This is a genomic window from Streptomyces sp. NPDC045899 (genome assembly GCF_056431485.1).
On record NZ_JBWKKP010000012.1, the window covers coordinates 1 to 25,566 of the forward strand.

Consider the following 25,566-nt stretch of genomic DNA (forward strand, 5'->3'; position numbering starts at 1 on the left):
GCGGCTGTCTCGGAGTTCCATATCGATGTGCTGGCCGGCCCGGAGAAGGCATTGCCCGCCACCAAGACCTACACCGCCGAACTGCTGGCGCTGTACCTGTTCGTGGAGGGGCTGCGCGGTGGCGACGGCGCGGCGGCCAAGACGCTGCCGGAGATCGCCGAGGGGATCCTCGCACGGCAGCCGGAGGTGGCCACCTTGGCCGCGCGCTACCGCTTCGCCGAGCGGCTGGTGCTGACCTCGCGCGGCTATGGTTACCCCACGGCCAAGGAAGCCGCGCTGAAGCTGATGGAGACCAGCTACATCCCCGCTCTGCCGTTCTCCGGGGCGGATCTGCTGCACGGCCCGCTGGCGATGGTCGACAACGTCTCCCCGGTGATCGCGATCGTCCCCGAGGGCAAGGGCGGCGAGGCGCTCCAGCCGGTGCTGGAGCGGCTCCGCGGCCGGGGCGCCGATCTGGTCGTCATCGGCGGCGAACACGAGGTGCGGAGGGCATCCGCCGGCTTCGTCCTGCCCACGGCCGATGTGGCCGAGGAGGTCCAGCCGATCCTGGAGATCCTGCCGCTCCAGATGCTCGCTTACGAGATCACCGTGGCCCGTGGCCAGGACCCGGACGCGCCGCGCGCGCTGGCCAAGGTCACCGAGACCCGCTGAGCGGGACGGCGCGGGCGGGGCCCGGGGCAGCTGCCCCGGGCCCAGTCCGATGGACGACTCACCCGACGCACCCGGGCGGGATGAACGTACTCCCGGCGCAGTTGGTGGGCTGGTTGTTGGTGATCGGCGAATTGGCGGTGGTGTAGGGCACGTCGGAACCGACGCCCCCGGGTTGTTCGGGGGCGGAGTTGTTGGTCACCGGCGTGTTGATCAGGCTCAGGGTGCCGTCGTTGTTGATACCGCCGGTGTCGCCGTCCGTTCCGCCGACCGTGTTGAAGGTGACCCGGCTGTTCCTGAGGGCGAGGGTGTTGTAGTTGCCGATGCCTCCTTCCTCGCCGAGGGCGACCCTGTTGCGGCTCACCGTGGTGTTGGTGAGCGTGGCCACCGCGTCGTTGTAGAAGCCCCCGTCGAACCCACCGGGCCCCGCCACGGTGTTGTCCACGATGGTGCTGTTGTTGAAGACGACGGTGCCGCCGTCGAAGTCACCTCCGCCCCCGCCGTCGACGGCGTCGTTGTCGCTGATGGTGGTGGAGTTGACCGTCGAGGTACCCGCGTCGCTGTTGAGACCTCCGCCGTACTGCCCGGCGTGGTTGAAGGTCAGGAAGCTGCTGTTGATGGTGGTGGAGTTCTCGTTGTCGACCCCTCCGCCCTCGCTTCCGTTGCTCTCGGCGGAGTTGTGCGTGACGGTGCTGAAGGAGATCGACGCGGTGCCGTTGACACTGATGCCCCCGCCGTTGCCGTCGGCCACGTTGTCCCTGACCGTGACGTCTCTCAGCAGCCGCAGGGTGCCACCGCTGTCGACGAGGATGCCTCCGCCGCTGCCGGTGGTGTCGCCGCCGGAGACGGTGAGTCCGCCGGTGAGACTGAGCGCGCCGCCCGAGCCGACCTGGATGATGCGGAACTGCGGGGCGCCGTCGTCGCGTGTGATGGTCGCGTTGTTGCCGACGATGGTGAGGTTCTTGTCGACGACGGGGAGCCCGTTGGCGCCGATGGCCGTATCGAGCGTGTAGGTGCAGCTCGCCGCGAGGACGAGGGTCTGCCCGGAGGGGGCGACGGTGATGGCGTTGACCAGATCCGAGGTGCCGCACGGGACGACGGTGGCCGCCTGGGCGGGGAAGGACGGGCAGCTGACGGCCAGCGCGGCGCAGCAGGAGGCGATCAAGGTTCTGAGCAGGCGCATGGGTGACCCTTTCCACGGCGGTCGGGAGACGTGCCGTCCGGTGGGAACCACCGGACCGGAGGTCAGCTGACGACGGTGGTTCCGGACGAGCCGGACATCAGTTACGCAGCGAGGTGGGCGAGCGACAAGGGATGTGAGGGGACGCCACCTGAACAGCGCAGCGCCCGGCGCAGTGGCCCGTCGTTCCGTGAGCCCGGCGCGCGACGTCGGGTGCCTGTCCCGTTCCGCGGGGATTCCGGTCCGTAGGAAATCCCGCTGCGGAGGTGTCCCCGGGCTGCCATGATGGGCGCCGCTTCACGCCTCGGCCCGCCACCCACAAGCCTGGAAAGGTCCGCATGCCCACCGCCCGGACGCACGCCGATGAGCCGAATGTCGAGATATCCCGGGTACGTCGCGCGATCGCGGCGCAGTTCCCGCGGTGGGCCGGTCTTCCCGTCGAACCGGTGAGCCGGATGAGCACCTCCAACGCCATGTACCGCCTCGGCGCGGACAAGGTGGTGCGGTTCCCGCGTGCCGCGGGCGCCGCCGACGACATCGCGAGGGAGCACAGGTGGCTGCCACGGCTCGCCCCCTCGCTTCCCATCGCCGTTCCCGTGCCGCTGGGCATGGGAACGCCGATGGAGGGGTTCCCCTGGCCGTGGTCGGTGTACCGCTGGCTGGACGGCGAGAACCCGGTGCCCGGACGTATCACCGAACCGGGGCGGTTCGCCGAGGACATGGCGGAGTTCATCACCGCGTTGCACCGGATCGATGCCATGGACGCTCCGCCGTCCTACCGGAGCGAACACCTGGCGGCGCGGGACGGCGCCACCCGGTCGGCGATTCGGAAGGTGCGCGCGGAGATCGACGCCCACGCGGCCACGGCCGCGTGGGACACCGCGCTGCGGGCCCCCGTGTGGCAGGATCCGCCGGTGCTGGTCCACGCGGATCTGCAACCGGGTAACCTCCTGCTGGACCGGGGGCGGCTCAGCGGTGTCATCGACTTCGAGTGTCTGGGGCTGGGTGACCCCGCCGTCGATCTGATCGTGGCGTGGTACGTCCTTCCGGCGAACGCGCGTGACACGTTCTGTAGAGCGGTGGCGGCCGATGATGCGGCCTGGGCGCGCGGACGCGGCTGGGCACTGTCCGTGGCACTCGTCGAACTCGCCTCCTACCGGGACACCAACCCCGTGATGGCGGCGACCGCGCGCCATGTCATCGGGGAGGTGCTCGCGGACGGCGAGCGCACCGGATAGCCCCGTGGCGCTGCCGTCACTGCCCGGCGAGCCGGTCGACCAGGATGTTCAGCCGTCGTGAGGCGTTCGCCTGGGGGAGACGGCCCGAGCGGGTGAGCGCGACCAGTCCGTGCAGGGCGGACCAGAACACCTCGACGAACAGCGCCGGTTCGGCGTCTCCCGCGACATCGCCGAGGGTCTCGAGCAACGCCCCGAACGCCTCGCGCAGCGGTGCGGGCGTGGTCTCGTCGGCGAACAGCAGACCGGTGTCGAGGAGGAACATCGCGTCGTAGAGCGCGGGGTTGTGCTCGGCGAAGTCGACGTAGGCGTGGGTGAGTGCCGACACCGCGCCGCGGCCCTCCGGGTCCTCGGCCACCGCCCGCCGGATCGCCGTGGTGAGTTCGGCGAATCCCTCCAGGGCCACGGCCCCGACGATCTCTTTCTTGCCACGGAAATGGCTGTAGAGCACGGGCTGGCTGTACTCGATGCGCTCCGCCAGCCGCCGCGTGGTCACCGCTTCCCACCCCTGGGATTCGGCGAGCTCACGGGCCGTCGCGACGATCAGTTGATGGCGGTGGGCCCGCTCGCGTTCCTTGCGCTCCTGTACCGACATGATCCGATCCTAGCATCGCTAGACATTCGAGCAATGGGTGGCTAGCATCGGATTACAATCTAGCGATGCTAGAAATCGCACCCAGGGCCCTTGGAGGGGACATGGAAAGCACTCTCGCCGTCGTCACGGTGGTGGTTGTCGGGCTGCTGGTGGGCGTGGAGTTCGCGGTCGCGGTCTTCCTCAATCTGATCTTCAAGCGGTTGCCGGGCGACGGTGGCCTCGTGGGGCGCACCGAAGGGGCCCGGATCCTGGGCAGGGTGATGCCCTTCTGGTACATCGGCTCGGTTGTGCTCGGTGCGGTCTGGGTGGGGGTGACCTGGGGCGACCCCCGCGCGGGGCTGGTCGCCGCGGCCACGGCCCTGCTCGTCCTGAGCGTGCTGATGTCGATCGTCCTGCTGGTCCCGATCAACTCCCGCGTCGCCCGGTGGACGAAGGACAACCTCCCGGCCGACTGGAAGGAGCAACTCGGCCGCTGGGACCGCTTCCACTACGGCCGCGTGGGTGTCATCGTCACGGCTTTCGTCCTGTTGGTCCTCGGTCTCGCCTGAACACTCCGCACGGCCACCACGCCCCCGCTGGTCCTCCCGGTCAGTACGCGGGGGGCGTCGGCGGCTCCGGGCTGGGGGCCGTACCGGGCGTCGGCCTCGCCCTCGATCGCACCGTGTGGGTCCGCGTCAGAGCGTCCACGAAGGCCGCGGCGGCGTGTGAGGGGGTGGAGTGGGTCTGCCGTACCGCGGCGTAGACGCTGCGGTACGGAGGCTCGTGCAGGCGACGCACGGACAGGTCGGGGCGGAGGGCCGGAAGGAGGAGGGAGGGGGCCAGGAGGATGCCGAAGCCGGCGGCCACGAAGGCCTGTTTGCCGAGCCACCCGCCGCACTGGGTGCCGAGGCGGGGCGTGAATCCGGCGCGGGCGCAGGCCGTGGCGAGGGCGGAGGCCGAGCCGGCGTAGTCCTCGACCCATGTCTCGTCGGCGAGTTCGGCGAGATCGAGGGCTCCGGCCGCGGGGTCCGCGAGCCGGTGGTCGGGGGGGAGCGCGCACAGCAGTTCGTCGTCCAGGAGGTGGGTGGCGCGCAGGACTTCGTGTGCGGGCAGGCCCGGTGGGTAGTCCGTGAGGACGGCCACGTCGAGTTCGCCGTCGAGCAGTCGGGGCAGCAGGTGCGGCGACACGTCCTCGTCGAACTCGACGCGCACGGCGGGGCGTTCGGCGCTGAACACCGCGAGTGCTTCGGGCAGCAGCGCCGCCGAGGCCGACGGCACCGCCCCGACGCGGATGCGCGCCGCGGCCGTGCCATAGCGGGCGACCGCGGCGACCTCCCGCTCCGCGCGGTCGAACTGGGCGAGTATCTCCGTGGCGTGCTCCAGGAGCGCGGCACCCGCGGGTGTCGCGCGTACACCGCGTGCGTGGCGGCAGAGGAGGGAGGCGCTCAGGTGTTTCTCCAGGGAGGAGATCTGCCGGGAGAGCGCGGATTGCGTGTAGCCCAGCGCCTGGGCAGCCGAGCTGATCGAGCCCCGGCGGCACACTTCGGCGAACGAGCGCAGTGCGGTGACGTCCATGGCGTACAACCTAGTTGAGGCATGCGCGGAGAGCATGGCTCCCCTGCGGAATATGCGCTGGTGTGATGGGTGGGGTGGAGTGAGGATGGCGTGCATGAGCGAGAAGACAGAGATCACCCACATCCCCGAGCCCGAGGGCGTCGTGCCCGGGAACGGTTACACCAACGTCGTCACCGGCACCGGACGGCTGGTCGCGGTCGCCGGACAGATCGCCCTCGACAGCGACGGGAAGCTGGTGGGAGAGGGGGACGCGGAGGCACAGACCCGGCAGATCTTCGAGAATCTCCGGCGGTGTCTGGCCGCGGCGGGAGTCGGCTTCGACGAGGTCATCAAACTCACGTACTTCATCACCGACATCGCGTATCTGCCCGCGATCCGTAAGGTGCGCGATGAGTTCGTGGACACTTCGCGCCCGCCTGCCAGTAGCGCCGTGCAGGTCGCCGCGCTGTTCCGGCCCGAGCTGCTGGTGGAGATCGAGGCGTTCGCACTCGCCCCGTAGGCCCCGGCGGCCGGTCGGCTGCTCGGTGTGAACGGGCGGTGTGCCACGAGGGCCTCCGCGCGGTGGGGACACGAGATCCCACCGCGGACGGAGGCCCTCGCGGCGAACACGTTGGGGGCCTTGCCCCCGTGGCTCAGCTGTCCGTCGACCGGACCGTGCTCATGACCTTCTTGATCTCGGCGTCCGTCAGCGCCTTCGGCACTCCCTGGTCCGCGTAGATCACCCAGCCGTGCATGGTCCCGTCCGGCAGCTTCTGGGCGATGCTGTGCACAACGGCCTTGGGCGGAACGCACGAGCTCGGGCGGTTGGTCACGGTGACCTCGGCGGTCGCGGTGTAGCCCTCGATGCCGCCCTGCTTCCACGGCTTGGCCTGGCTGACCTTGATCTTGGGCTTGTGGTCCGGACCGCCGTACGCGGCGAAGCCCCAGTTGCCCGCCCAGTTGCGGGCGTTCTCCTGGAGAGTGCCGTCCGTGCCGCCACCCGTGGTGCCGACGGTGGCGAGCTGTCCCTTGCCCGCCTCACCGACCGCCTTGGGGTTGGGGCTCGATCCGCATCCGCCCTGACGGTAATTGGCGGCCCCGGTCATGACGACGATCGGCTTGCCGGCCTTGTCCGTGTAGGAGAGGGCCGTGTCCTTCTGGATGACCTTCCACTTGTCGGCCTTGGCGGGCACGTCGTAGCGGAAGTGGTGCTTCTCCGCGGTCTGCGTCTGCCACCCCGCGACCACCGGCCCGCCACCCGACGGCTTCGTCGGGGAACCGGGCGCGGGCGACTCCGCCGAAGGGGCCTTCGACTGCGAGGCGCCCTTGTCCTTGCCCTTGTCCTTGCCCTTGCCCTTGGAGGAGGAGCCGGTGTCTTCGTTGCACGCGCTCAGAGTGAGGGCTACGCCGAGGCCGAGGGCTGCGATCAGGGTCTTCTTCATACGTCGGGAGGTCGTCCGGGGGGTCGGCTGGTGCTCGGCGTTTCGCTCGAGGATCTTTGACTGAGGCATGATCGGAACTCTAGGTGACCTGCGCTTCCGTCCTTCGCCCAGGTGCAGGTCCATTGCGAGACGGATACCGGCTCGTGACAACGGAACGGCCCGGCGGACCCTATGCGTGGGTGGGGAGCGCGGCGGCGGCGGTGCCGCCGGGACGGCCCTCCGCCCGCTGCCCGCCGTCGGATTCCACTTCCGGCGGGGTGAACGCTCCCGCTCGGGCCGCCAGATACGCCGCCTCGGCGCTCGTGTGCACCAGACGGGCGTCGACGGCGCCGCGCAGGATGAGGATGCGGTAGTAGAACGGGGCGCTGAGGGCTTCGATGACCTCTCTGGCGTCGGGCTCCACGGTGAGTTCGCCGCGCGCGACGGCACGGTGCACGAGCTGGGTGACATGCTCGATCCGGGCGGTGAACGCCCCCCGCACGATGTCCGCGATACGCGGATCGTGTGCGGCCGCCACCACGACACCTTCGATGAGGTGCCGATTGCGTGGTGTGGCGTGGAACTCGGCGATGTTCCCGGCCAGTTCCCGCAGGTCCTGGCGGAGGTCACCGGAGTCGGGGATGGGAATGGTGGTGCCCTGCTGGGCCAGCAGGTCACCGATGACACCCTCGACGGTGCGCCAGCGGCGCCGGATCGTCGACACATGGACACCGGAGCGCGCTGCCAGCTTGTCCAGGGTGAGCGCGCCGATGCCTGCCCCGTCGAGCTCGTCCAGGGCAGCCGTGAGGACGGCGGTACGGGTACGGGCGGTCCGCCCGCCGGGGCGGGTCGAGCCGTGTGGTGGTCGCTCAGTCATCATCGGTGCCCAACGTACACAACCTGTTCACCCCCGGCCCCGCCCCTCCACGGCTTCGGCGGATATGCGCGACGCGGCGGGGAGACGGTGAAGCCTCGCCATGAACGCACGCGGCCCCGCCTCGCCCGTACCCCTCATCCGCCGGTGCGCTCGGCCAGGTACGCCGGCCAGCTCCCGTACGCCGTGATGTCCGTCCCCGTCTCCGCCGCCGCCGGATCCGTGTGGAAGCCCAGCACCCAGCTGCCGTCGGCGAGTTCGAGGCGGCCCAGGAACATGGGGGCCGGGAGGGCGGCGAGGAAGTGGCCGAGGGCGGTGGGGGAGAGGGTCCACCGTTCGCCGGTGATCGCCGCGCCGTCCGGTGGGGGCACCCGGAGGAGGCCCGGCTTGGGCGGGGTGGTGTCCAAGGCGATGAGGCGGTGGGCGGGGGCCGTGCGGATCTCCCCGCGGAAGCGGGCCCCGGCGTCCGTGAGCTGGTGGTTGAGGGGTTGGTGGCGCAGATGTGCGCCGAAGACGGCCAAGTCGACACCGTTGCCGGGGTAGGGGACCGGGGCCTGTTCGGCGGTCAGGAGGGCCGCGATGTCGATGGCCACCTGGTCCTCGAAGGCCCGGGTGATGACGCTGACGCCGAACGGGCTGCCGTCCGCCTCGCCCGCGGGGGCCGCCACGGCGGCCAGGTCGAGCAGGTTGACGAAGTTGGTGTAGGTGCCCAGGCGGGCGTTGATGGCCACCGGGTCGGCCTGTACGGCGGCGATGTCCGGGTGTTCGGTGGTGGTCGGCAGGAGCAGGGCGTCGAAACCGGAGAGGATGCGGCGGGCCGTCGCCCGGTAGCCGTCCAGGCGCTCCAGGTCGTCGACGAGCGCGTGGGCGGGGAGGCCGGCGGCGGCCAGGATGATGGCGCCGACCGTGGGGTCCGCCGCCGTGGGGTCACGGGCGATGAAATCGCCCACGGCCGCGTACCGTTCGGCCACCAGCGCCCCGTCGTACAGCAGCTTCGCGGCCGCCAGCAGCGGACCGACGTCGATCACCGCGGTGTGCGCGCCCGCGCGTTCCAGCCGTTCGACCGTCTCGTGGAAGGCGGCGCGGGCCTGGTCAGAGAGGGGTGCGAGGTCCTCGTCGCGGGGGACGGCGACGCGCGGGTTCGGCGGCGCGGACAGCCGTACGTCGTCCGGCCAGGCCCGGCCGCGCGGATCGGCCTCGTCCGGGCCTGTCATCTGCGCCAGCGCCAGCTGTGCCTCGGTGAGCGTGCGGGCGAAGACGGTCACCGCGTCGTACGAGCGGGCGGCGGGGACCACACCGCTGGTGGGGACCAGCCCGAGGGTGGGTTTGACGCCGACGATGCCGTTGAGTGCGGCGGGCACCCGGCCCGAGCCGGCGGTGTCGGTGCCCAGCGCCACATCGGCGATGCCGAGCGCCACCGCGACCGCGGAACCCGAGCTGGAACCGCCGGAGACCTTCTCGGGGCGCAGGGCGTTGCGGACCGGTCCGTGCGGGCTGCGGGTGCCCACCAGTCCGGTGGCGAACTGGTCCATGTTGGTCTTGCCGAGCACGATCGCGCCCGAGGCCACCAGCCGCAGTACGGCGGACGCGGAGACATCGGGGGTGTAGGCGTACGCGGGGCAGGCGGCCGTCGTGGGGAGCCCGGCGACGTCGATGTTGTCCTTGACCGCCACCAGCGTTCCGGCGAGGGGCAGCTCCTCCCCGGCGGCGATACGGGCGTCCAGCGCACGGGCCTCGGCCAGGACGGCCGACTCCTCGCGCAGCGAGATCCAGACCTCCGGCCGGTCGGTCTCGGCGATGCGCCGGTAGGCGGCGGTGACGCGTTCCGCGCAGCTGGGCGGGGACGGGATCCGGTTCATGCGGCTTCTTCCCTCATGAGGACGGCCAGCGGGGTGCCGGCGTCGATCTGTTGTCCGGCGGTGACGAGTATGTCGGTGACGGTGCCCGGGGCCGGGGCACGCACCACGACCTCCATCTTCATGGCCTCCAGGACGACCAGTGGCTGGCCCGCCTCGACCGTGACGCCGGGGCCCGCCTCCACTTTCCACACACTGGAGCTCAGTGGTGCCTCGACCAGGCGGGAGCCCGGTGGCGCGGCGACGGGGGCGAGCGCCGGGGCCGGAGTGGCGGCCGGGCGTTCGGTGAGTTCCCCGGACGCCTCCCAGGAGCGGCGTTCCGCGGTGAAGGCGGCGGACTGGCGGGCGCGGAAGGCGGCGATGTCCTCGGCGTTCTCGCGCAGGAAGCGCTCGTGCTCGGCGAGGGAGAACGTACCGGGCCGGATGTCGAGTCCGGTGCGGCCGGAGGCCAGGTCGGCGCGGATGTCGAGGAGTTCGTCGGATGAGACGGGGTGCCAGACGACACGGTCGAAGAAGCGCAGGAGCCAGGGTGTGCCGTCGGCGAACGAGCGGTGCGGGCGAAGTCCGCCCCAGATGGGCACCGTGCGGCCGATGAGCTGGTACCCACCGGGGCTTTCCATCCCGTAGACACACAGGTAGGAGCCGCCGATTCCGACGCCCGCCTCGGCGGTCCACGTCCTGGCCGGGTTGTACTTGGTGGTCACCAGGCGGTGGCGTGGATCGAGTGGGGTGGCGGCCGGAGCGCCGAGGTAGACGTCGCCCAGGCCGAGGACGAGGTATTCGGCGTCGAAGACGGTGCGCCGTACGTCGTCCACCGAATCCAGGCCGTTGATACGGCGGATGAACTCGATGTTCGATGGGTTCCAGGGGGCGTCGTCCCGTACGGACGCCGCGTAGCGCGCGATCGCCTCTTCCACGGTCGGGTCGTCCCAGGACAGTGGGAGGTGGACGGCCCGGCTGGGGACGGTGAGGTCCTGGGCGGCCGGGAGGTGGTCCTCGGCCTCCTGGAGCAGGGCGAGGAGGGTGCGCAGTGGCAGCGCGCCGGGGTCGCTGTGCAGGTGCAGGGAGCGCACGCCGGGGGTGATGTCGACCAGACCGGGTGGGCGGTGCTCCGTCAGATGGCGGGCCAGGGCGTGTACGCGCATGCGCAGGGCCAGATCGAGCGTCATGGGTCCGTACTCGACGAGGATGTTGTCATCGGCGCCGCGCCGGTAGGTCACCTCCGGTGTGGTGTCGGTGGCGGCGCGGCGGGCGAGGACCCCGTCGTCACCGTCCGCGCCGTCGGTGGCGAGGGTGAGCAGGGCCGGTGCGCGGCGCAGCGCGTCGGCCGTGGCCTCGGTGACGGGGGCGAAGCGGACGGTGTCGCCGGGGCGCAGCTGACCGGCTTTCCACCGCTCGGCGCTGACGATGGTGACGGGGCAGGCGAAGCCGCCCAGGCTCGGTCCGTCCGGGCCGAGTACGGCGGGGGTGTCGCCGGTGAGGTTGACGGCTCCGACGGAGTACGCGGTGTCGTGGACGTTGGAGGGGTGGAGTCCGGCCTCGCCGCCGTCCCGCCGTGCCCACGCGGGTTTGGGGCCGATCAGCCGGACGCCGGTGCGTGCCGACTGGGCGGAGACCTTCCACTCGGCCGTGTACATGGTGGCCAGGCCCTCACGGGTGAGGAAGTCCGGTGCGGCGTGCGGTCCCTCGCTCACCGCGATCCGCCACTCGGTGGTGAAGTGCGGTCGGGCGCCGATCGGTACGGGGGCGGGCGCGGGGACGTCGCCGTCGTGCGCGGCCGGGCGCAGCACATCGCCGGTGCGCAGGGCGCGGCCCGCGTGCCCCCCGAAGCCGCCGAGGGTGAAGGTGGCGGCGCTGCCGAGGTACGCGGGTACGTCGAGGCCCCCGCGGAGGAGGATATACGTGCGCATCCCGGGTCCGTCGGCCGTGCCGACCTCCAGCAGTGCTCCGGCCGGTATCTCCAGCGGTTCCCACTGGGCCGCCGGGACACCGTCGACCGTGACGGGTGCGGGGGCGCCGGTGACACAGACGACCGCCGGGTGGGAGAAGCGCAGGGCGGGGCCGTCGAGGGTGCACTCCAGGCCGGGCGCACCCTCGGGATTGCCGAGCGCGGTGTTTCCCAGGCGGAACGAGTGGTCGTCCATCGGGCCGCTGGGCGGGATGCCGACCTCCCAGTAGGAGGTCCGGCCCGGCCAGTCCTGGACGGTGGTCAGGGTGCCGGGCCGCTCCACGTCCACGCGTGCGCGGCCGTCGGTGACTTCGGCGAGGGTGGCGGTGGTGTGTCGTGCCGTGACCACGGACGGGTGGTGGCAAGCGGCCCGGAGCAGGCCGAGGTTGGTCTCGACCCCGTCGATCCGGGTGCGGGAGAGGGCCTGGTCGAGGCGGGACAGGGCTTCGGCCCGGGTCGTACCGGTGGCGATGACCTTGGCGAGCATCGGGTCGTACGCGGTGGACACCTCCTGGCCGGTCTCCACCCAGCTGTCCACGCGCACGTCGTCGGGGAATTCGACCCGGGTGAGGAGCCCGGCGCTGGGCCGGTGGTCACGGGCGGGGTCCTCGGCGTAGACACGGGCCTCGACGGCGTGGCCGTGGCGAGGCGGACCGTCGTCGGGGAGCCCGTCGAGGAATCCGCTCTCGCCGCGGGCCAGCCGCAGCATCCAGCCGACCAGGTCGACACCGCTGGTCTCCTCGGTGACCGGGTGCTCGACCTGGAGGCGGGTGTTGACCTCCAGGAAGGAAGCCTCCTCGCGGTCGGCGTCATACACGAATTCCACCGTACCGGCGGACCGGTAGCCGACCGAAGCGCACAACGCTCGTGCTCTGATGTGCAGTTGGGACCTCAGTGCGGACGGCAGACCGGGAGCCGGAGCCTCCTCGAGGACCTTCTGATTGCGGCGCTGGAGCGAGCAGTCGCGGTCGCCGAGGCTGACCACCCGGCCGGTGCCGTCGCCGAAGACCTGCACCTCGACGTGGCGGGCGTGGGTCACATACCGTTCCAGGAAGACCCCGCCGTCGCCGAAGCTGCCCCGCGCCAGCCGCGTCACCCGGGCGAACGCCTCGCGCAGCTCCGCCGGACCGGTACACGCCTGCATGCCGATACCGCCACCGCCGCCGGTCGCCTTGAGCATCACCGGATAGCCGATCTCCTCGGCCGCGCGCAGCGCGTCCCCGGCGTCCGCCAGCAGCCCGCTGCCGGGCAGCAGCGGCACACCGGCGTCCAGCGCGGCGGCACGGGCGGTGTGTTTGGCGCCGAACACCTCCAACTGGACGGGTGTGGGGCCGGCGAAGACGAGCCCGGCCTCCTCCACGGCGGTGGCGAAGGCGGCGTTCTCCGACAGGAAGCCATAACCGGGGTGAACCGCTCCGGCGCCGGTGGACAGGGCGGCGTCCAGCACCCTGTCGGCCCGCAGATAGCTGTCGGCGGCGGGCGCCGGGCCGAGGTGTACGGCCTCGTCGGCCATCCGGACGTGGGGTGCGCCGCGATCGGCGTCGGAGTACACCGCCACCGTCCGCAGACCGAGGGTGTGCGCGGCGCGGATGACACGGCAGGCGATCTCTCCGCGGTTGGCGATGAGCAGGGTGTCGAACACGGCGGCTCCTCCGGGGCAGGGCAGGGCGAGGTGGGGCGGGGGTGAGGGGCGGTGCGGCGCCGGACGGCCGGGGCTACGCGGCGGGCGGCTGGGCGGGCAGGACGTGGTCACCGGCCCGGTCGGCGCTCAGGCACAGGGAGCACACCACCGCCTGGTGCGTCCGGCAGGCGGTCAGGTCCGGGCGCTCGTACGACTGGTGGCACACGTGGCAGTCGTAGGTGACCGCGCTCGGGTTGCCGTCGGCGTCCAGGAGGGGTTCGTCGATGCCGTCGTCGGTGCGCCGCAGGTAGTACCTGCCCCGTGTGGCGACCGCCATCAGCGGGGTGAGGACGAAGGCGATCAGGGCCGCCGCGACGGGCGAGTACGGCTGGAGGGTGTCGCCGAGCAGGTGGAAGTACACGGCGATGGAGAGGCCCGAGGCGGCCACGAACGCCACCACACCCACGGGGTTGACCGCGTAGAGCATCCCCCGGCGGAACTCGGGCGCGTGCGGGGAGAGTTTGAGCAGGTACTTGTTGACGAGGATGTCGGTGGCCACGGTCACCACCCAGGCGATGGCGCAGTTGGAGTAGAAGCCCAGGATGTCGTTGAGGAAGCTGAACATGTCGGCTTCCATCAGCACCAGCGCGAAGCCCAGGTTGACCAGCACGAACACCATGCGGCCGGGATAGCGGCCGGTGACCCGGGTGAAGGAGTTGGTCCAGGCGAGCGAACCGGAGTAGGCGTTCGTCACATTGATCTTGATCTGGCTGATCACGACCAGGACCACCGCCAGTGGGATCACCAGCCACGACGGCATCATCGCGTCGAAGGCGCCACGGAACTGCTGGATCGGCTCGGGAGCGGCGTCCGGTCCGACCTCGGCCAGGACGTGGACGGCGAGGAAGACACCGATGGCCTGCTTGAGCGCCCCGAGCACCACCCAGCCCGGACCCGCCGTGATCACGGCGGTCCACCAGGCGCGCCGGTTCGCCTCGGTCTTCGGCGGCATGAAGCGCAGATAGTCGATCTGCTCACCGATCTGCGCGATGAGGGACAGACAGACCCCCGCGCCGAGGAGGACGGAGGCCGGATCGAGAGCGCCGTCGCCGTCCGTGCCCGCGTAGGCGAGGAAGCGGTCGACGCTGCCGGGGTCGGTGACGACCAGGTACAGCAGCGGGGCCACCATCAGCAGCAGCCAGACGGGCGTGGTCCACACCTGGAGCTTGCTGAGCGCCTTCATGCCGTAGATGACCAGGGGGATCACCATCAGCGTGGAGACCAGATAGCCCAGCCACAGCGGCAGTCCGAGGCCGAGTCCGAGCCCCTGCGCCATGATGGACCCTTCGAGGGCGAAGAAGATGAAGGTGAAGCTGGCGAAGATGACGCTGGTGAGCACCGAGCCGTAGTAGCCGAAGCCGGAGCCGCGAGTGATCAGGTCGAGGTCGATGTTGTAGCGGGCCGCGTAGTAGGCGAGGGGGAAACCGGTGATGAAGATGACCACGGCGGCGACGGCGATGGCCACGAGTGCGTTGCCGGTGCCGTGGGCCAGACCGATTCCGGCGCCGATGGAGAAGTCGGCCATGTAGGCGATACCGCCGAGCGCGGTGGTCGCCACGACCGCCGGTGTCCAACGGCGGTAACTGCGCGGTGCGAAGCGGAGGGTGTAGTCCTCCAGTGTCTCCTTCACCGCCTGGTCGGTCCGCGGGGAGCCGGAAGGGATTGCCGGTGAGGTGTCGTCCTGCGTCGTCAGCCGTGACTCGGTGGTGCTCATACCACGCCTCCTCGGGAGTGCGGTGGGTGGTGCCGGATGTGCCGTGCGGGCGGCCGGTTCCCCGTGTGACGTCGTCGGCAGGACGGGGGAGTGGGGGGCGGTGATCCGGAGAAGGGGAGAAAGCAGAGGTCAGAGCCGGTCGGCGTGGAGCGCCATCTGGGTCATGGCGCGCTGGGCGCGTTCCATCACCACGGCCATCGAGTCACCGACATGGGCGTGCAGGGCCCGGTATCCCTCGTCGAGGCGGCCGTCACGGACGAGTTCCATGATCTCGATGTGTTCGGTGATGGTGGTCTCCACCCGGTCCGGGGTGAGGAAGTCGTACATCCGCACCCTGCGGATGCGTTCGCTGACCGCGACGAGCGCCTCGGTCAGGGCGGGGTTGCCGGAGGCGCGGGACAGTTCGGCGTGGAACCGCTCGTCCTGGACCACGAAGCGCGGGTCGGGGGCCGGGGGAGAGGTACGCATCGCGTACCAACGCTCCAACTCGTCGCCGAGGAGGGCAGGGTCGTGGCGTACGGAGGGGTCCTCGATCGCACGGGCGACCCCTCTCAGCTCCAGGGTGACCCGGAGTTCGTAGAGGTCCTTGAGCCGGCCGAGGTTGGGCATGGTGGCGAAGAAGCCGCCGTCCCCGCGCTCGATCAGCCCGTCGGCGTGCAGCCGGGCCAGTGCCTCGCGCACCGGTGTCCGGGACACTCCGAACCGTGCGGCCAGCCGCAGTTCCGCCAGTGCTTCGCGCGGCCCGAACCCGCCGTTCAGGACGGCGTTCCGCAGCGTCGCGTAGACCGTCCCACCGAGCGAGGACGCGGGCCGGGCCTCCGGTGCGGAGGTGGTGTCCAGCCGCGTATACAGCTCTGCATCCATGGGCGGATACGCTAGGAACGGCGTGTTTCCCTCAGGGCCGCGCTCCTGTGAAGGGCTCGTTTCGGAGACCTCACCGCGCCCGACGGACGTCGCACGCAGGGCGGAAGGCCGCCACCCCCGAGGGACGACGGCCGGTACACGGGGGGCGCTGCCGTCAGCTGTGGAAGCGGGTGGTCTCCGACAGCTCGGCGCGCGGCATGCGGACCTCGTTCCTCGGGGAGGACTCGTCGGCGTAGCCGAAGGAGATCCCGAATATGAGCTTGTTGTCGCTGATGTCGAGGGTTTCGCGGATGGTGTCGCAGAAGAAGCCCAGGGATGCCTGCGGGCAGCTGGCGACACCGTGGGCGGCCATGGCGAGCATCAGCGTCTGGGCGTAGATCCCGGTGTCATTGGCCATCCGCTCCTCCGCGTTGGGCGGCATGAACATCAGCGCCACGTGCGGGGCGCCGAAGAACCGCAGATTGTCGCGGAGGATGACATGACGTCCCTCGTGGTCATCCCGCGCGATCCCCATGGCGCCGTACATCCGGGCACCCATGTCCCGGCGCCACCGGTCACTGTTCCCGGAGTACATCTCGTCGTTGTAGGGGAAGTCGAAGGTGAACTTGTTCTCCTCCTTCGCGGTGAGCAGGGCCTTGCTCAGCCGGTCGCGGGTGCCACCGCTCACCACCTCGACCAGCCACGGCTGGGTGTTGGACGAGGAGGGCGCGGCCCCGGCCAGCGAGAAGATGTCACGCAGGGTCTGCTCGGGGACGGGGTCCGGGAGGAAGGCCCGGGTGGCACGCCGACCGCGGATCAACTGCTCGGCGTAGGCGGGCATCTGCGGGGTGGCGGACATGCGCATCACTTCCTGGGGTCATGACGAGAGTCGGTGGAGGGACCGGGCGGCATGGCGTGTCCCGAGGGGTGTCCCGGCTGTCCGCCGGATCGGCACCCCGCCGCGCTGCCTGCCCGCAGCAACTCTCGCCGCGCTCCCTTCCGGCCCGGTGAGTAATTCCTACTCACCCCGGGAACGGAGGCGGCCCCGTCCGTCTGCTCGGCGTACCGCACCGTACCGGAGGAAGCGAACCGCCGCACCCATCCCGGCGGTGAGTAATCGTTACTCATCTTCCGGCGGGCCGCGCCCGCGTCCGGTTCCGGTCCGGCGTCCACCGGCTACGTTGGGTGAGGATCAGAACGCCCTGATCAGACAGGACTTGCCGTCCCCGGACCCTTGGAACAGAGGTGCTGGTGTGGGTATCGAAGAGAGTCTCCCGAGCGGTTTCGCCCTCACGACCGTCGAAGCCATCGCGGGAGCGGCGCGCAAGTCGTCGATGTTCCCCGCGGTTTTCGGCCTGGCGTGCTGTGCGATGGAAGTGATGGCGACCGGGGGTGCCAGGCACGATCTGTCGCGATGGGGGATGGAGTACTGGCGCGGGCCGAGACAGGCGGATCTCATGATCGTGTCCGGGCGGGTCAGTCAGAAGATGGCTCCCGTGCTGCGCCGTGTGTACGACCAGATGCCCAACCCCAAGTGGGTGATCGCCATGGGGGTGTGCGCGTCCTCGGGCGGGATGTTCAACAACTACGCGGTGGTGCAGGGGGTCGATCACATCGTCCCCGTGGACATCTATCTGCCGGGGTGTCCGCCCCGCCCGCAGATGCTCATGGACGCCGTCGTCAAGCTGCATGAACAGGTCCGGTCCGCGGCGCTCGGGGTGAACCGTGAGGAGGCGGCGCGCGCGGCGGAGGAAGCGGCGCTCCGCGCCCGTCCCGTCATCGATGTACCGCTGCTGCCCGGCGATCCCCGGACGCCGGGGGACGCCCGGGGATCTGCGTGAGGGCGTCCCCCGCGGGATGGTGAACGCCGTTTCGGTGAGCGCCGGTTCGGCCCGCGCCCGCCGAACCGGCGAATCCGGCTCGGCGGGCGCGGGGTCAGCGCACGCTCTTGATCGGCAGGACGGCGGCCGCGCCGATGATCGCGAGCACGACACCGGCACCGAAGAGTGACCGGTAGCCGCCCAGTGCGCTGATCAGCCCCGCGGCCACGACGGGAGCCACCGCCTGGGCCCCGTTGTTCGCGATGCTGAGGAGACCCATGTCCTTGCCGTTGTCCTCGGAGTTGGGCAGTACCAGGGTCATCAGCGCCTGATCCACCGCCGCGTAGCAGCCGAAGCCCAGACCGGCGATCGCGTAGAACACGTACATCGCGGTGACGGTGGGCCAGAACAGGGGCGCCAGACCGGCGGTCGCGATGGTGAGCGAGGAGATCAGCACGAACACCTTGCGGCGGCCCAGCCGGTCGGACAGCGCGCCGGAGGGGAGCGTGCCGATGATGACGCCCACCACCAGCACCAGGTTCAGGGCGGGGCTGAGCTCGGCGGCCTCGTCCAGGGACATGCCCACGTAGTCCTGGAGGATGTACAGCTGGTAGGTGAGGATCGCGTTGAACCCGAGGACCATCGCCGTGCGGGCGACGAACGCCCAGGCGAAGTCGGGGTACCGGCGGGGGCTCACCCAGAAGCCGCGGAGGAAGCGTCCCAGGTGGAACGGGGACCGCGGTTCACCCGCGCTGGAGCGGTCACCGGACAGCAGCGCGAACGACACCGCCGCGGCCACCAGTCCGACCGCGATCACCGTGTAGCCGACCGGGGTCCGGGAGACGAACGCCGCGGCCACCAGCGTGCCCCCGACCGCGCCCGCGAACCCCGCCAGCCCCGTCAAGGCGGAGACGAAGCCGCGCTTCTCCGGAGGTGTCCGGTCCGGCACCAGCGCGTTCACCGGTGCGATGAGCACATTGAGGAACATCTTCGTCAGCGCCCAGAACAACGCGATCCACACCAGCGCGCCCAGGGTGCCGAGCGCCAGCAGGGTCACCGCGCTGCCCAGACCACCGGCGATCACCCAGGGCGTACGCCGCCCCCAGCGGCTGCGGGTACGGTCCGACAGCGCACCGGCGATGGGGTTGGCGAAGACGGTGACGGCCGCACCGACCGCGGTCACCATGGCCAGCGCGCCGACCTTGCCGTCGGGGGTGATCTCGGCGATCTGTTTCGGTATCAGGATCCCCAGCGCGCCCCCCAGGCAGACGTTGTACATGAGGGTGACACTGACGACGGACGTCATCAGTCCGCCGTAGCGGATCTTCGGTGGTTTCCCCGTGTCCGGAGGGGCGACCGTGACGTTCATGGAACGACTCCCTGTGGGTCTAGGAGTGGCCGCGCCGCCGGGCGGTGTGCGCAGCCCTCATCACAGCCGCGCGCCGAGGAGGCCGGTGTGCGCCGCCCGTCCTGGCGGACGCACACCGGCCCGCTGGGAAGGGCACCAGGGAAGGCGATTCCACAGCGGTCGCGGAGGCGAGGAGTTGAGAGCGAGGAGCAAAGAGGTGTCGATCGGTGGGACACGACGCGCTCCGTGGCCCGGGAAGGGGGGAGTGCGCGTGGACGGATACGCCGTGGGCGTCCATGCGGTGGGTGACGGCCTGATCGACAGGCTCCCGCTGCCCAAAGTGTTACCGGCCACGAGCGAATGTGTCCAGGTTGCGGAAATAGTGGCGGCGGTCACATTGCGTGCACCGGGTGTGGTGGTGTCCGGACCGGGCCGCCACGGGTCCGCGGGGCCGGTGTTTCCGGCCCCGGAACACGGCCGACCCAGTGGTTCTACGGATGCGGCCGTGTCCGGCCCCGGCCTTTGATGGCGTCGGAACGGCGGTGCCTGCCCGGGTGACGGTGGCGCGGTCGGCCCGAGGAACATATGCGCCACTCTTCATTCCGCCCGCGCCGCACCGGCGCGGGGCCCGCACCGGAGGAGGACGTCCCGGCCGCCGTCCGGTCCAGAGCCGCGAGAAGGATGACCGATGTCCACGACGCAACCGATCGGCCGCATCATCAGGGAACTGGCCGAGCGGGATCCACAGCGCCCCGCCGTCACCTGTGGCGCGCGGACCCTGACCCGGGAGGAGCTCGACCGCGGCAGCAACCGGCTCGCCCGCTCCTACGCGGAACTCGGGGTGGAGCAGGGTGACTTCGTCACCATCGCGCTGCCGAACTCCATCGATTTCTTCCTCGCCACCGTCGCCGTGTGGAAACTCGGTGCCGTGCCGCAGCCGGTCTCCTGGCGGCTGCCGGCCCGTGAGCGGCGGGAGATCGTGGAGCTGGCGGGCTCCACGCTGGTGGTCGGGGATCTGGACCCCGCCGACCACCCCGGCGTCGCTCATGTCCCCGCCGGTTTCCTGCCGCCCCTGGGGCTGGACGACGGCCCGCTGCCCGAACGGATCTCCCCCTCCTGGAAGGCTCCGACCTCGGGCGGCAGCACCGGACGCCCCAAGATCATTGTCGATGGCCACGACGGTGACATCGACCTCGCCCAGGCCCGCGCGATGCTGATGGAGCCCGACGACTGCCAGCTGGTCCCGGGCCCGCTCTACCACAACGCGCCCTTCACCTTCTCCAGCCTGGGCCTGTTCATGGGCCACCATCTGGTGGTGCTGCCCCGCTTCGACGCCCTCGAGGCCATGGACGCCATCCGCACCCACGCCGTGTCGTGGATGGTGGTGGTGCCGACCATGATGCAGCGGATCTGGCGCGCGGAGCAGGAGCAGCCGGGACGCTTCGACGGCTCCTCCCTGAGGGTGATGCTGCACTCTGCGGCGGCCTGTCCGCCGTGGGTGAAGGAGGCGTGGATCGAGCTGATCGGCCCCGAGCGGCTGTGGGAGATGTACACCGGTACGGAGGCCCAGGCGATCGCCGCGCTCAACGGCACCGAGTGGCTCGCACACCGGGGCTCGGTGGGCCGGGTGATGAGCGGCGAGATGACCGTGCTCGACCCCGACGGCACACCGGCTCCGCCGGGTGTGATCGGCGAGATCTTCATGCGGCCGCCCGAAGGCGACCCCGGCTACCGGTACATCGGGGCGAAGGCCCGTACCCACGGGGACTGGGAGTCCCTGGGCGACCTGGGCTGGATGGACGAGGACGGCTACCTCTACCTCAGCGACCGCCGCACCGACCTCATCGTCTCCGGCGGCGCCAACATCTACCCGGCACAGGTCGAAGCGGCCCTCAGTGAGCACCCCGCGGTGCAGACCAGCGCGGTCGTCGGACTTCCGGACGACGACCTCGGCCAGCGGGTCCACGCGGTCGTCCAGGCGGCCCCGGGAACCACCGTCGAGGAGCTTCTCGACCACCTGGCCGACCGGCTGGACCGCCACAAGATCCCCCGATCCGTCGAATTCACCGACGAGCCGTTGCGCGACGACGCGGGCAAGACCCGTCGCGGAGCCATCCGCGACGCCGCCATCGAGGCCCTGCGAGGGACGGAACGGGTCTCCCCAGAGGACAGGAAGGGACCGTCGCATGCCTGAGAAGACCGTCAAAGCCGGTGAACTCCAGCTGTGGACCGAGGACTTCGGGGATCCCGCCGACCCCACCGTCCTGCTGATCGTGGGGGCCGACGCCCAAGCCGTGGGGTGGCCCGACAGCCTGTGCCACGGCCTGGCGGCGAGCGGGCGGCACGTGATCCGCTACGACCACCGCAACACCGGCAAGTCCACCCTGGTCGACTACGACAAGAACCCCTACGACTGTCATGACCTGGCCCGCGACGCCCTGGCGGTCCTGGACGGCTACGGCGTCGACGCCGCGCATATCGTCGGTGGGTCCATGGGCGGTTTCATCGCCCAGCTCCTCGGGCTCGACCACCCGGACCGGGTGCGCTCGCTGACGCTGGTCTCGACCAGCTCTGCCCTGGCGGGCGTGGTGCCCGCCCTCAACGGTGAGGCGTCGTTCTTCTCCCCGCCCCCGCACGCCGACTACCTGGCGCATATGGCTCAGGTGGGGGCCGAGCTGACCGCCAGCCCGCCCGCCACCCGGGAAGAGTTCATCGAGGCCCGCTTCAGCGCCTACGCTCCGCTGGCCGGAAGCACCGAATTCGACCTGGAGGAGTGCCGGGCCGTCCTCACCCACGAGTACGACCGCGCGACGAACCCCTGGCACCCGGATGCCAGTCAGCTCGCCATCCACGCCACCGCGGCCGTCGGTGACCTCGCGCCACGGCTGCGTGCGCTGGACGTGCCCACCCTGGTCATCCACGGCACCGAGGACCCGATCATCCCCGTGGAACACGGGCGGGCCCTGGCCGAGACCGTGCCCGGCGCCACCGGACTGTTCGTCGAGGGCTACGGCCACGTCTGCCCCAGCGCCGCGGTCGTCGAACAGCTCCGTGCCGCCATCGTGGCCATCTCCGGAGGGGGCTGAACCGCCCGGCCCTGACACCGGGGTGGAGAAAGGCGCGGGGGGCGCGGCGGCGCCCCCCCGCGCCTGCTGCCGTTGGGGTGGAAGCCGGGAGACGCGGTGGCGTGGTGCGGACGGGTGCGGGCGAGGGGTTCCTAGGGTCGAGCGTCCGTCCAGAACAGATGGGTGTGTCATGAGCCGCTTCTCCACAAGACACCGACTGACCGCGCTGTCGGGAATCCTGACGCTGTGTACGGCGGGCGTCGCACCGGCGACCACGGCCTCGGCCGCGCCGCCCGACCCCGCACGCCGCGCCGTCCCCCTGTACGTCTCCGAGTACACCGACAACACGGTGCTGAGGGTCGCCACCGACGGCAGCGGCCAGACCACCGTTCCCACGACCGGTCTGACCCGCCCCACCGGTCTCGCGCTCGACACCGACGACAACCTCTTCATCTCCGACACCGGCAACAACCGCGTGGTGGAAATCCCGGCCGGTGGCGGAGGCCAGACCACCGTTCCCACCGACGGGCTCAACCGCCCGCTCGGACTGGACCTCAACCCCGGCGGCGACCTCTTCATCTCGGACAGCTTCAACAACCGGGTGGTGCGGGTGCCCCCGGACGGCGGGCAGACCACCGTGCCCACCACCGGGCTGCTGCACCCCGACGGTCTGGCGCTCGCCGCCGACGGCGACCTGTTCATCGCCGACTTCGCCAACGACCGTGTGGTGGAGGTGTCCGCGGACGGCGGTGCCCAGCGGACCCTGCCCATCGTGGGCCTCTCCCAGCCCACCGGGCTCGCGTTCGACCGGGCCGGGAACCTGTATGTGTCCGACTCGGGCAACAACCGCGTGATCAGACTGCCCGCCCGCGGCGGCTCCCAGTGGACCGTCCCGGCGACCGGGCTGAGCAGTCCGCAGGGACTGGCACTCGACGCGCGCGGCAACCTGTTCATCGCCGACTTCGGCAATGACCGGGTTGTGGAGGTCCCCGCGAACGGCGGCCCCCAGTCCACCGTGCCCATCGACGGGCTGCACGCCCCCGTCGGACTGGCCATTCCGGTCGTGGATCATCACAAGCCCGCCCACTCCAAGCCCACCCGGCTCACCCCCACCCGGCTGACGGTGTCCCCGGCCACGGTGCGGCGGCAGCTGAACCCGCCCTCTCTGAGGGTCAGGGGGCTGTCCGCCACCCTGACGACGGCGCAGGGCGCCCCGCTGCGCGGTCAGTCCATCCGGTTCACCGACGCCTCCGGAAACCGGAACCTGTGCACGGCGGTGACCGACGCCCGGGGCACGGCACGGTGTGACGCCACCATCCGCACTGGCACCCGCGCCCGCTACTACGAGCTGCGCCACCACGGCTACCGCGCCGCCTTCACCGCCGTGTCGCCGTACAAGTCGAGCTCGGCCACCGCCCCCGTCCGCCCGGCACACCGCTTCTGACCCGCCGGACCCCGACGCGGATGCGCGCCGCGCGCGCATCCGCGTCACGGGTGCGTCCGGGCGAGTGGGGTCAGAGACCGTACTCGTCGGGGAGGCGCATCGCGGGGCCGCCGGCCTGGAGGCCGAGGGGGTGGGCGCGGCCCTTCGGCTCCTCCCACGCCTCCTGGCGGCCGAGCGCGGTGAGGTCGAGGTACGGGTAGCCGTTGTGGAACTCCTCGATGCCCCGGCCGAAGGTCGAGTAGGTGTGGAAGACCTCGTCCCCGACGCGCAGGAAGGCGCTGATGCCGGGCCAGTCGCCGCGCATGCCCTCCGTCCATGGCGTTCCGGCTTCGGCGAGCTCGGCCTCGCCGCGGTGGAAGACCTGCACCGGGGCGACCCGTTCGTCGTTGGTGGCGTGGAAGTCGTAGTTGAAGTCGCTGCCGTGCGAGGAGTACCAGGGGAACGACCACCCCATCCGTGCGCGGTAGGCGGCGAGCTTCCCGTAGGGCGCGCGCGTCACCGCGACCAGGGTGGTGTTGCGGGCGTGGAGCTGCCTCGGGTTGCCGATGCCGTCGGCCGCTGACGAGCAACTGGGGCAGCCGGTGTCGCGGGGGTGCTCGACGCCGTCGGCATCGATGTCGAAGGTCCACATGAAATGGTGGACGACGAGCTGGGGCCGCCCTTCGAACAGGTCGAGCAGGCTCATCTCCCCGCGCGGCCCTTCGAAGGTGTACGGCTTGTCGACGCGGACCATGGGCAGGCGCCGCCGGGCCTCGTTGACCCGGTCACGGGCCCGGGTGAGCTCCTTCTCCTCGGCCAGCAGCTCCTTGCGGGCGGTGAGCCACTCCTCGCGCGACACCACCTCCGGCAGGTTCTCCCTGTTCGCCATCTCGTCTCCCCGCTGCTCTCGGTCCACTTTCGGGCGATGCGTTCCTCCTCTCCAGCGTGCGCCCCTCCCGGGCTCCGTGGCGCGTCGTGGCTGACGCGGTGCTGAGTGGCTGACGCGGCCACTAAGGGGTGGCCGGGGAGCCGATCTCCTCCGCGGCCCAGCGGGCCCACTCCTCGTGCATGACGGACTGCCGCATCCCGTACTCCAGGACGATCCGTCCGTAGACCGACAGCGGGCCCTCGTCCCAGTCGACGGCCCCCTCGAGCTCCTGGAGGGCGGTGCGGCGCGCGGCGGCCCGGGACGCCTCGCTCTCGAGGTAGGTGACGGCCTCCAGCCGGGTGAGCCGGCCGAGGAAGAACACGCGCAGCAGACTGTCGCTGCGGCGGGCCGGGGTGGGCGGGGTGCCGGTCAGCCATTGCCGCAGCTCGGCCTCCCCGGCCTCGGTGATGGCGTACTCCTTGCGGCCGCGCGGCCCCTCGGCCGTCACCGTCACCAGGCCGGCGTCCGAGAGCTTGCCGAGCTCGCCGTAGACCTGGCTCTGGGTGGCCGCCCAGACGTTGGCCAAGGACGTGTCGAACAGCTTCATCAGGTCATAGCCGCTGGCGGGGCGGTCGGCCAGCAGTCCCAGTACGGCATGGCGAAGACTCATGACCTCCACTTTACCTTCCAGCATTGACACGTCAATGCTGGACCTTCTACTTTTGACATGTCGAATTGAGAACGTCGCCATGAGGGGACGTGACACCTGAGCGCCCACTGAGGAGCGGACATGACATACCTGCGCGGCTTCATCCCGTGGATCGCCTTCGCGGTGGTGTCCTCGCTGGGCTGGCAGTGGGGTGCGCTGGCGGGTCTGGTGATCGGGGCCGCGCTGCTGGTCCAGCAGCGCAGATCGGGCGTGGACGCGGACGCCCTGGTGCTGGAGGGCAGCACGGTGATCTTCTTCGCGGCGCTGACCGCGCCCTCCTTCGCCCGCCCGCACAGCGCCCTGGAGCCCTATGACGGCGCGCTCGCCCTGGGCTGGCTGGCTCTGACCGCCTGGCTGACCGTCGCCGTGCGGCGCCCCTTCACCCTGGGCATAGCCCGCCGCCAGGCGCCGCGAGAAGTCTGGGGCACGCCGCTGTTCCGCCGGATCAATGTAGTGATCACCGCCGTCTGGGCCACCGCCTTCACCCTTTCCGCCGCGGCCCTGATCGTGGTCCAGGCCGCGGATCTGGGCGGCACGGCCTCGACCGTCGTCCAGGTCGCCGGGTTCGTCCTGCCCGCCATGTTCACCGCCCACTACCCCGAGCGCGCCCGGGCCCGCGCCCTTCAGTAGACCGCGCCGCGATCCTGACGACGACCTATCGAAGTTGTTCCGCCCGCCGGTGCTCGATGAGCACCGGCGGGCGCGCTTGTTGACCGGCCATCAGACCTCATGAGTCGAGCAACTCGGCCATCGCACCAGAGGAAGCGACTTCTGGGGATTCTTGTGATGCCCGAATCCGCTATGC

At 70.9% G+C, this 25,566-nt stretch carries 22 protein-coding genes; 9 read left to right on the forward strand and 13 right to left on the reverse strand.

Translation table 11 applies throughout. The features are described from left to right. A partial coding sequence (locus AC07FT_RS19040) for an SIS domain-containing protein (RefSeq protein WP_479177213.1) occupies positions 1–651 on the forward strand: 651 nt, incomplete at its 5' end. Positions 652–709: 58 nt separating this feature from the next. On the opposite strand, the gene AC07FT_RS19045 is transcribed toward AC07FT_RS19040, so the two are convergent. Then, on the reverse strand, positions 710–1,831 hold the full coding sequence (locus tag AC07FT_RS19045; protein ID WP_479177214.1) for a right-handed parallel beta-helix repeat-containing protein: 1,122 nt from the start codon (positions 1,829–1,831) through the stop codon (positions 710–712). Positions 1,832–2,166: 335 nt separating this feature from the next. On the opposite strand from AC07FT_RS19045, the gene AC07FT_RS19050 reads away from it, so the two are divergent. After that, positions 2,167–3,066, forward strand: a complete 900-nt coding sequence (locus AC07FT_RS19050; RefSeq protein ID WP_479177215.1) for an aminoglycoside phosphotransferase family protein — start codon at positions 2,167–2,169, stop codon at positions 3,064–3,066. Positions 3,067–3,082: 16 nt separating this feature from the next. Here AC07FT_RS19050 and AC07FT_RS19055 read toward each other — a convergent pair whose 3' ends face one another. After that, positions 3,083–3,658 (reverse strand): TetR/AcrR family transcriptional regulator, encoded by a 576-nt coding sequence (locus AC07FT_RS19055; RefSeq protein ID WP_479177216.1) that lies wholly within the window; start codon positions 3,656–3,658, stop codon positions 3,083–3,085. Positions 3,659–3,759: 101 nt separating this feature from the next. On the opposite strand from AC07FT_RS19055, the gene AC07FT_RS19060 reads away from it, so the two are divergent. Further along, a complete protein-coding gene (locus tag AC07FT_RS19060) occupies positions 3,760–4,206 on the forward strand; it encodes an anthrone oxygenase family protein (protein ID WP_479177217.1) in 447 nt (148 codons plus the stop codon). A gap of 40 nt (positions 4,207–4,246) precedes the next feature. Here the strand turns inward: AC07FT_RS19060 and AC07FT_RS19065 are convergent, their stop codons facing one another. Next, on the reverse strand, positions 4,247–5,212 hold the full coding sequence (locus tag AC07FT_RS19065; RefSeq protein ID WP_479177218.1) for a LysR family transcriptional regulator: 966 nt from the start codon (positions 5,210–5,212) through the stop codon (positions 4,247–4,249). Positions 5,213–5,306: 94 nt separating this feature from the next. Here AC07FT_RS19065 and AC07FT_RS19070 point away from each other — a divergent pair, with 94 nt between their 5' ends. Then, complete coding sequence (locus AC07FT_RS19070) at positions 5,307–5,711, forward strand: RidA family protein (RefSeq protein WP_479177219.1); 405 nt, start codon at positions 5,307–5,309, stop codon at positions 5,709–5,711. 133 nt (positions 5,712–5,844) lie between these two features. Here the strand turns inward: AC07FT_RS19070 and AC07FT_RS19075 are convergent, their stop codons facing one another. The 7 genes from AC07FT_RS19075 to AC07FT_RS19105 all read right to left on the reverse strand — a co-directional run bounded on the left by AC07FT_RS19075 (position 5,845) and on the right by AC07FT_RS19105 (position 16,387). Then, entirely contained in the window at positions 5,845–6,702 is an 858-nt protein-coding gene (locus tag AC07FT_RS19075; RefSeq protein ID WP_479177221.1) for a DUF8017 domain-containing protein, read from the reverse strand. A gap of 100 nt (positions 6,703–6,802) precedes the next feature. Further along, positions 6,803–7,492 (reverse strand): TetR-like C-terminal domain-containing protein, encoded by a 690-nt coding sequence (locus AC07FT_RS19080; protein ID WP_479177222.1) that lies wholly within the window; start codon positions 7,490–7,492, stop codon positions 6,803–6,805. A gap of 131 nt (positions 7,493–7,623) precedes the next feature. Further along, positions 7,624–9,345 carry an allophanate hydrolase gene (gene atzF / locus AC07FT_RS19085; protein ID WP_479177223.1) on the reverse strand — a complete coding sequence of 574 codons (1,722 nt, stop codon included), beginning with the start codon at positions 9,343–9,345 and terminating at the stop codon, positions 7,624–7,626. Continuing rightward, positions 9,342–12,932, reverse strand: a complete 3,591-nt coding sequence (uca, locus tag AC07FT_RS19090) for an urea carboxylase (protein WP_479177224.1) — start codon at positions 12,930–12,932, stop codon at positions 9,342–9,344. Before uca ends, atzF begins: the two co-directional genes overlap by 4 nt. 73 nt (positions 12,933–13,005) lie before the next feature. After that, positions 13,006–14,685, reverse strand: coding sequence for a purine-cytosine permease family protein (locus tag AC07FT_RS19095; protein ID WP_471197615.1), 1,680 nt, complete (start codon positions 14,683–14,685; stop codon positions 13,006–13,008). Positions 14,686–14,814: 129 nt separating this feature from the next. Beyond that, the gene (locus tag AC07FT_RS19100) at positions 14,815–15,549 is read right to left on the reverse strand and encodes a GntR family transcriptional regulator (protein WP_479177225.1); all 735 of its coding nucleotides are present in this window, start codon (positions 15,547–15,549) and stop codon (positions 14,815–14,817) included. Positions 15,550–15,703: 154 nt separating this feature from the next. Further along, the gene (locus AC07FT_RS19105; RefSeq protein ID WP_479177226.1) at positions 15,704–16,387 is read right to left on the reverse strand and encodes a nitroreductase; all 684 of its coding nucleotides are present in this window, start codon (positions 16,385–16,387) and stop codon (positions 15,704–15,706) included. Positions 16,388–16,781: 394 nt separating this feature from the next. Between AC07FT_RS19105 and AC07FT_RS19110 the strand changes: the two genes are divergently transcribed. Beyond that, on the forward strand, positions 16,782–17,369 hold the full coding sequence (locus tag AC07FT_RS19110; protein WP_479177227.1) for a NuoB/complex I 20 kDa subunit family protein: 588 nt from the start codon (positions 16,782–16,784) through the stop codon (positions 17,367–17,369). Between the two features lie 94 nt (positions 17,370–17,463). Here AC07FT_RS19110 and AC07FT_RS19115 read toward each other — a convergent pair whose 3' ends face one another. After that, complete coding sequence (locus tag AC07FT_RS19115) at positions 17,464–18,717, reverse strand: MFS transporter (protein WP_479177229.1); 1,254 nt, start codon at positions 18,715–18,717, stop codon at positions 17,464–17,466. A 667-nt stretch (positions 18,718–19,384) separates the two neighbouring features. Here AC07FT_RS19115 and AC07FT_RS19120 point away from each other — a divergent pair. From AC07FT_RS19120 to AC07FT_RS19130, 3 genes are all read left to right on the forward strand, one after another. After that, positions 19,385–20,890 (forward strand): AMP-binding protein, encoded by a 1,506-nt coding sequence (locus tag AC07FT_RS19120; RefSeq protein ID WP_479177230.1) that lies wholly within the window; start codon positions 19,385–19,387, stop codon positions 20,888–20,890. Further along, complete coding sequence (locus AC07FT_RS19125; RefSeq protein WP_479177232.1) at positions 20,883–21,782, forward strand: alpha/beta fold hydrolase; 900 nt, start codon at positions 20,883–20,885, stop codon at positions 21,780–21,782. Before AC07FT_RS19120 ends, AC07FT_RS19125 begins: the two co-directional genes overlap by 8 nt. Before the next feature lie 169 nt (positions 21,783–21,951). Next, on the forward strand, positions 21,952–23,205 hold the full coding sequence (locus AC07FT_RS19130) for a virginiamycin B lyase family protein (protein ID WP_479177233.1): 1,254 nt from the start codon (positions 21,952–21,954) through the stop codon (positions 23,203–23,205). Positions 23,206–23,275: 70 nt separating this feature from the next. Here the strand turns inward: AC07FT_RS19130 and AC07FT_RS19135 are convergent, their stop codons facing one another. Together AC07FT_RS19135 and AC07FT_RS19140 are read right to left on the reverse strand one after the other, a co-directional pair. Further along, positions 23,276–24,073: a DUF899 domain-containing protein gene (locus tag AC07FT_RS19135; protein WP_479177234.1), complete on the reverse strand. Its 798-nt coding sequence runs from the start codon at positions 24,071–24,073 to the stop codon at positions 23,276–23,278. Positions 24,074–24,194: 121 nt separating this feature from the next. Then, a complete protein-coding gene (locus AC07FT_RS19140) occupies positions 24,195–24,722 on the reverse strand; it encodes a PadR family transcriptional regulator (protein WP_479177236.1) in 528 nt (175 codons plus the stop codon). 120 nt (positions 24,723–24,842) lie between these two features. On the opposite strand from AC07FT_RS19140, the gene AC07FT_RS19145 reads away from it, so the two are divergent. Then, positions 24,843–25,391 carry a hypothetical protein gene (locus AC07FT_RS19145; protein WP_479177238.1) on the forward strand — a complete coding sequence of 183 codons (549 nt, stop codon included), beginning with the start codon at positions 24,843–24,845 and terminating at the stop codon, positions 25,389–25,391. Positions 25,392–25,566 lie beyond the last annotated feature (175 nt).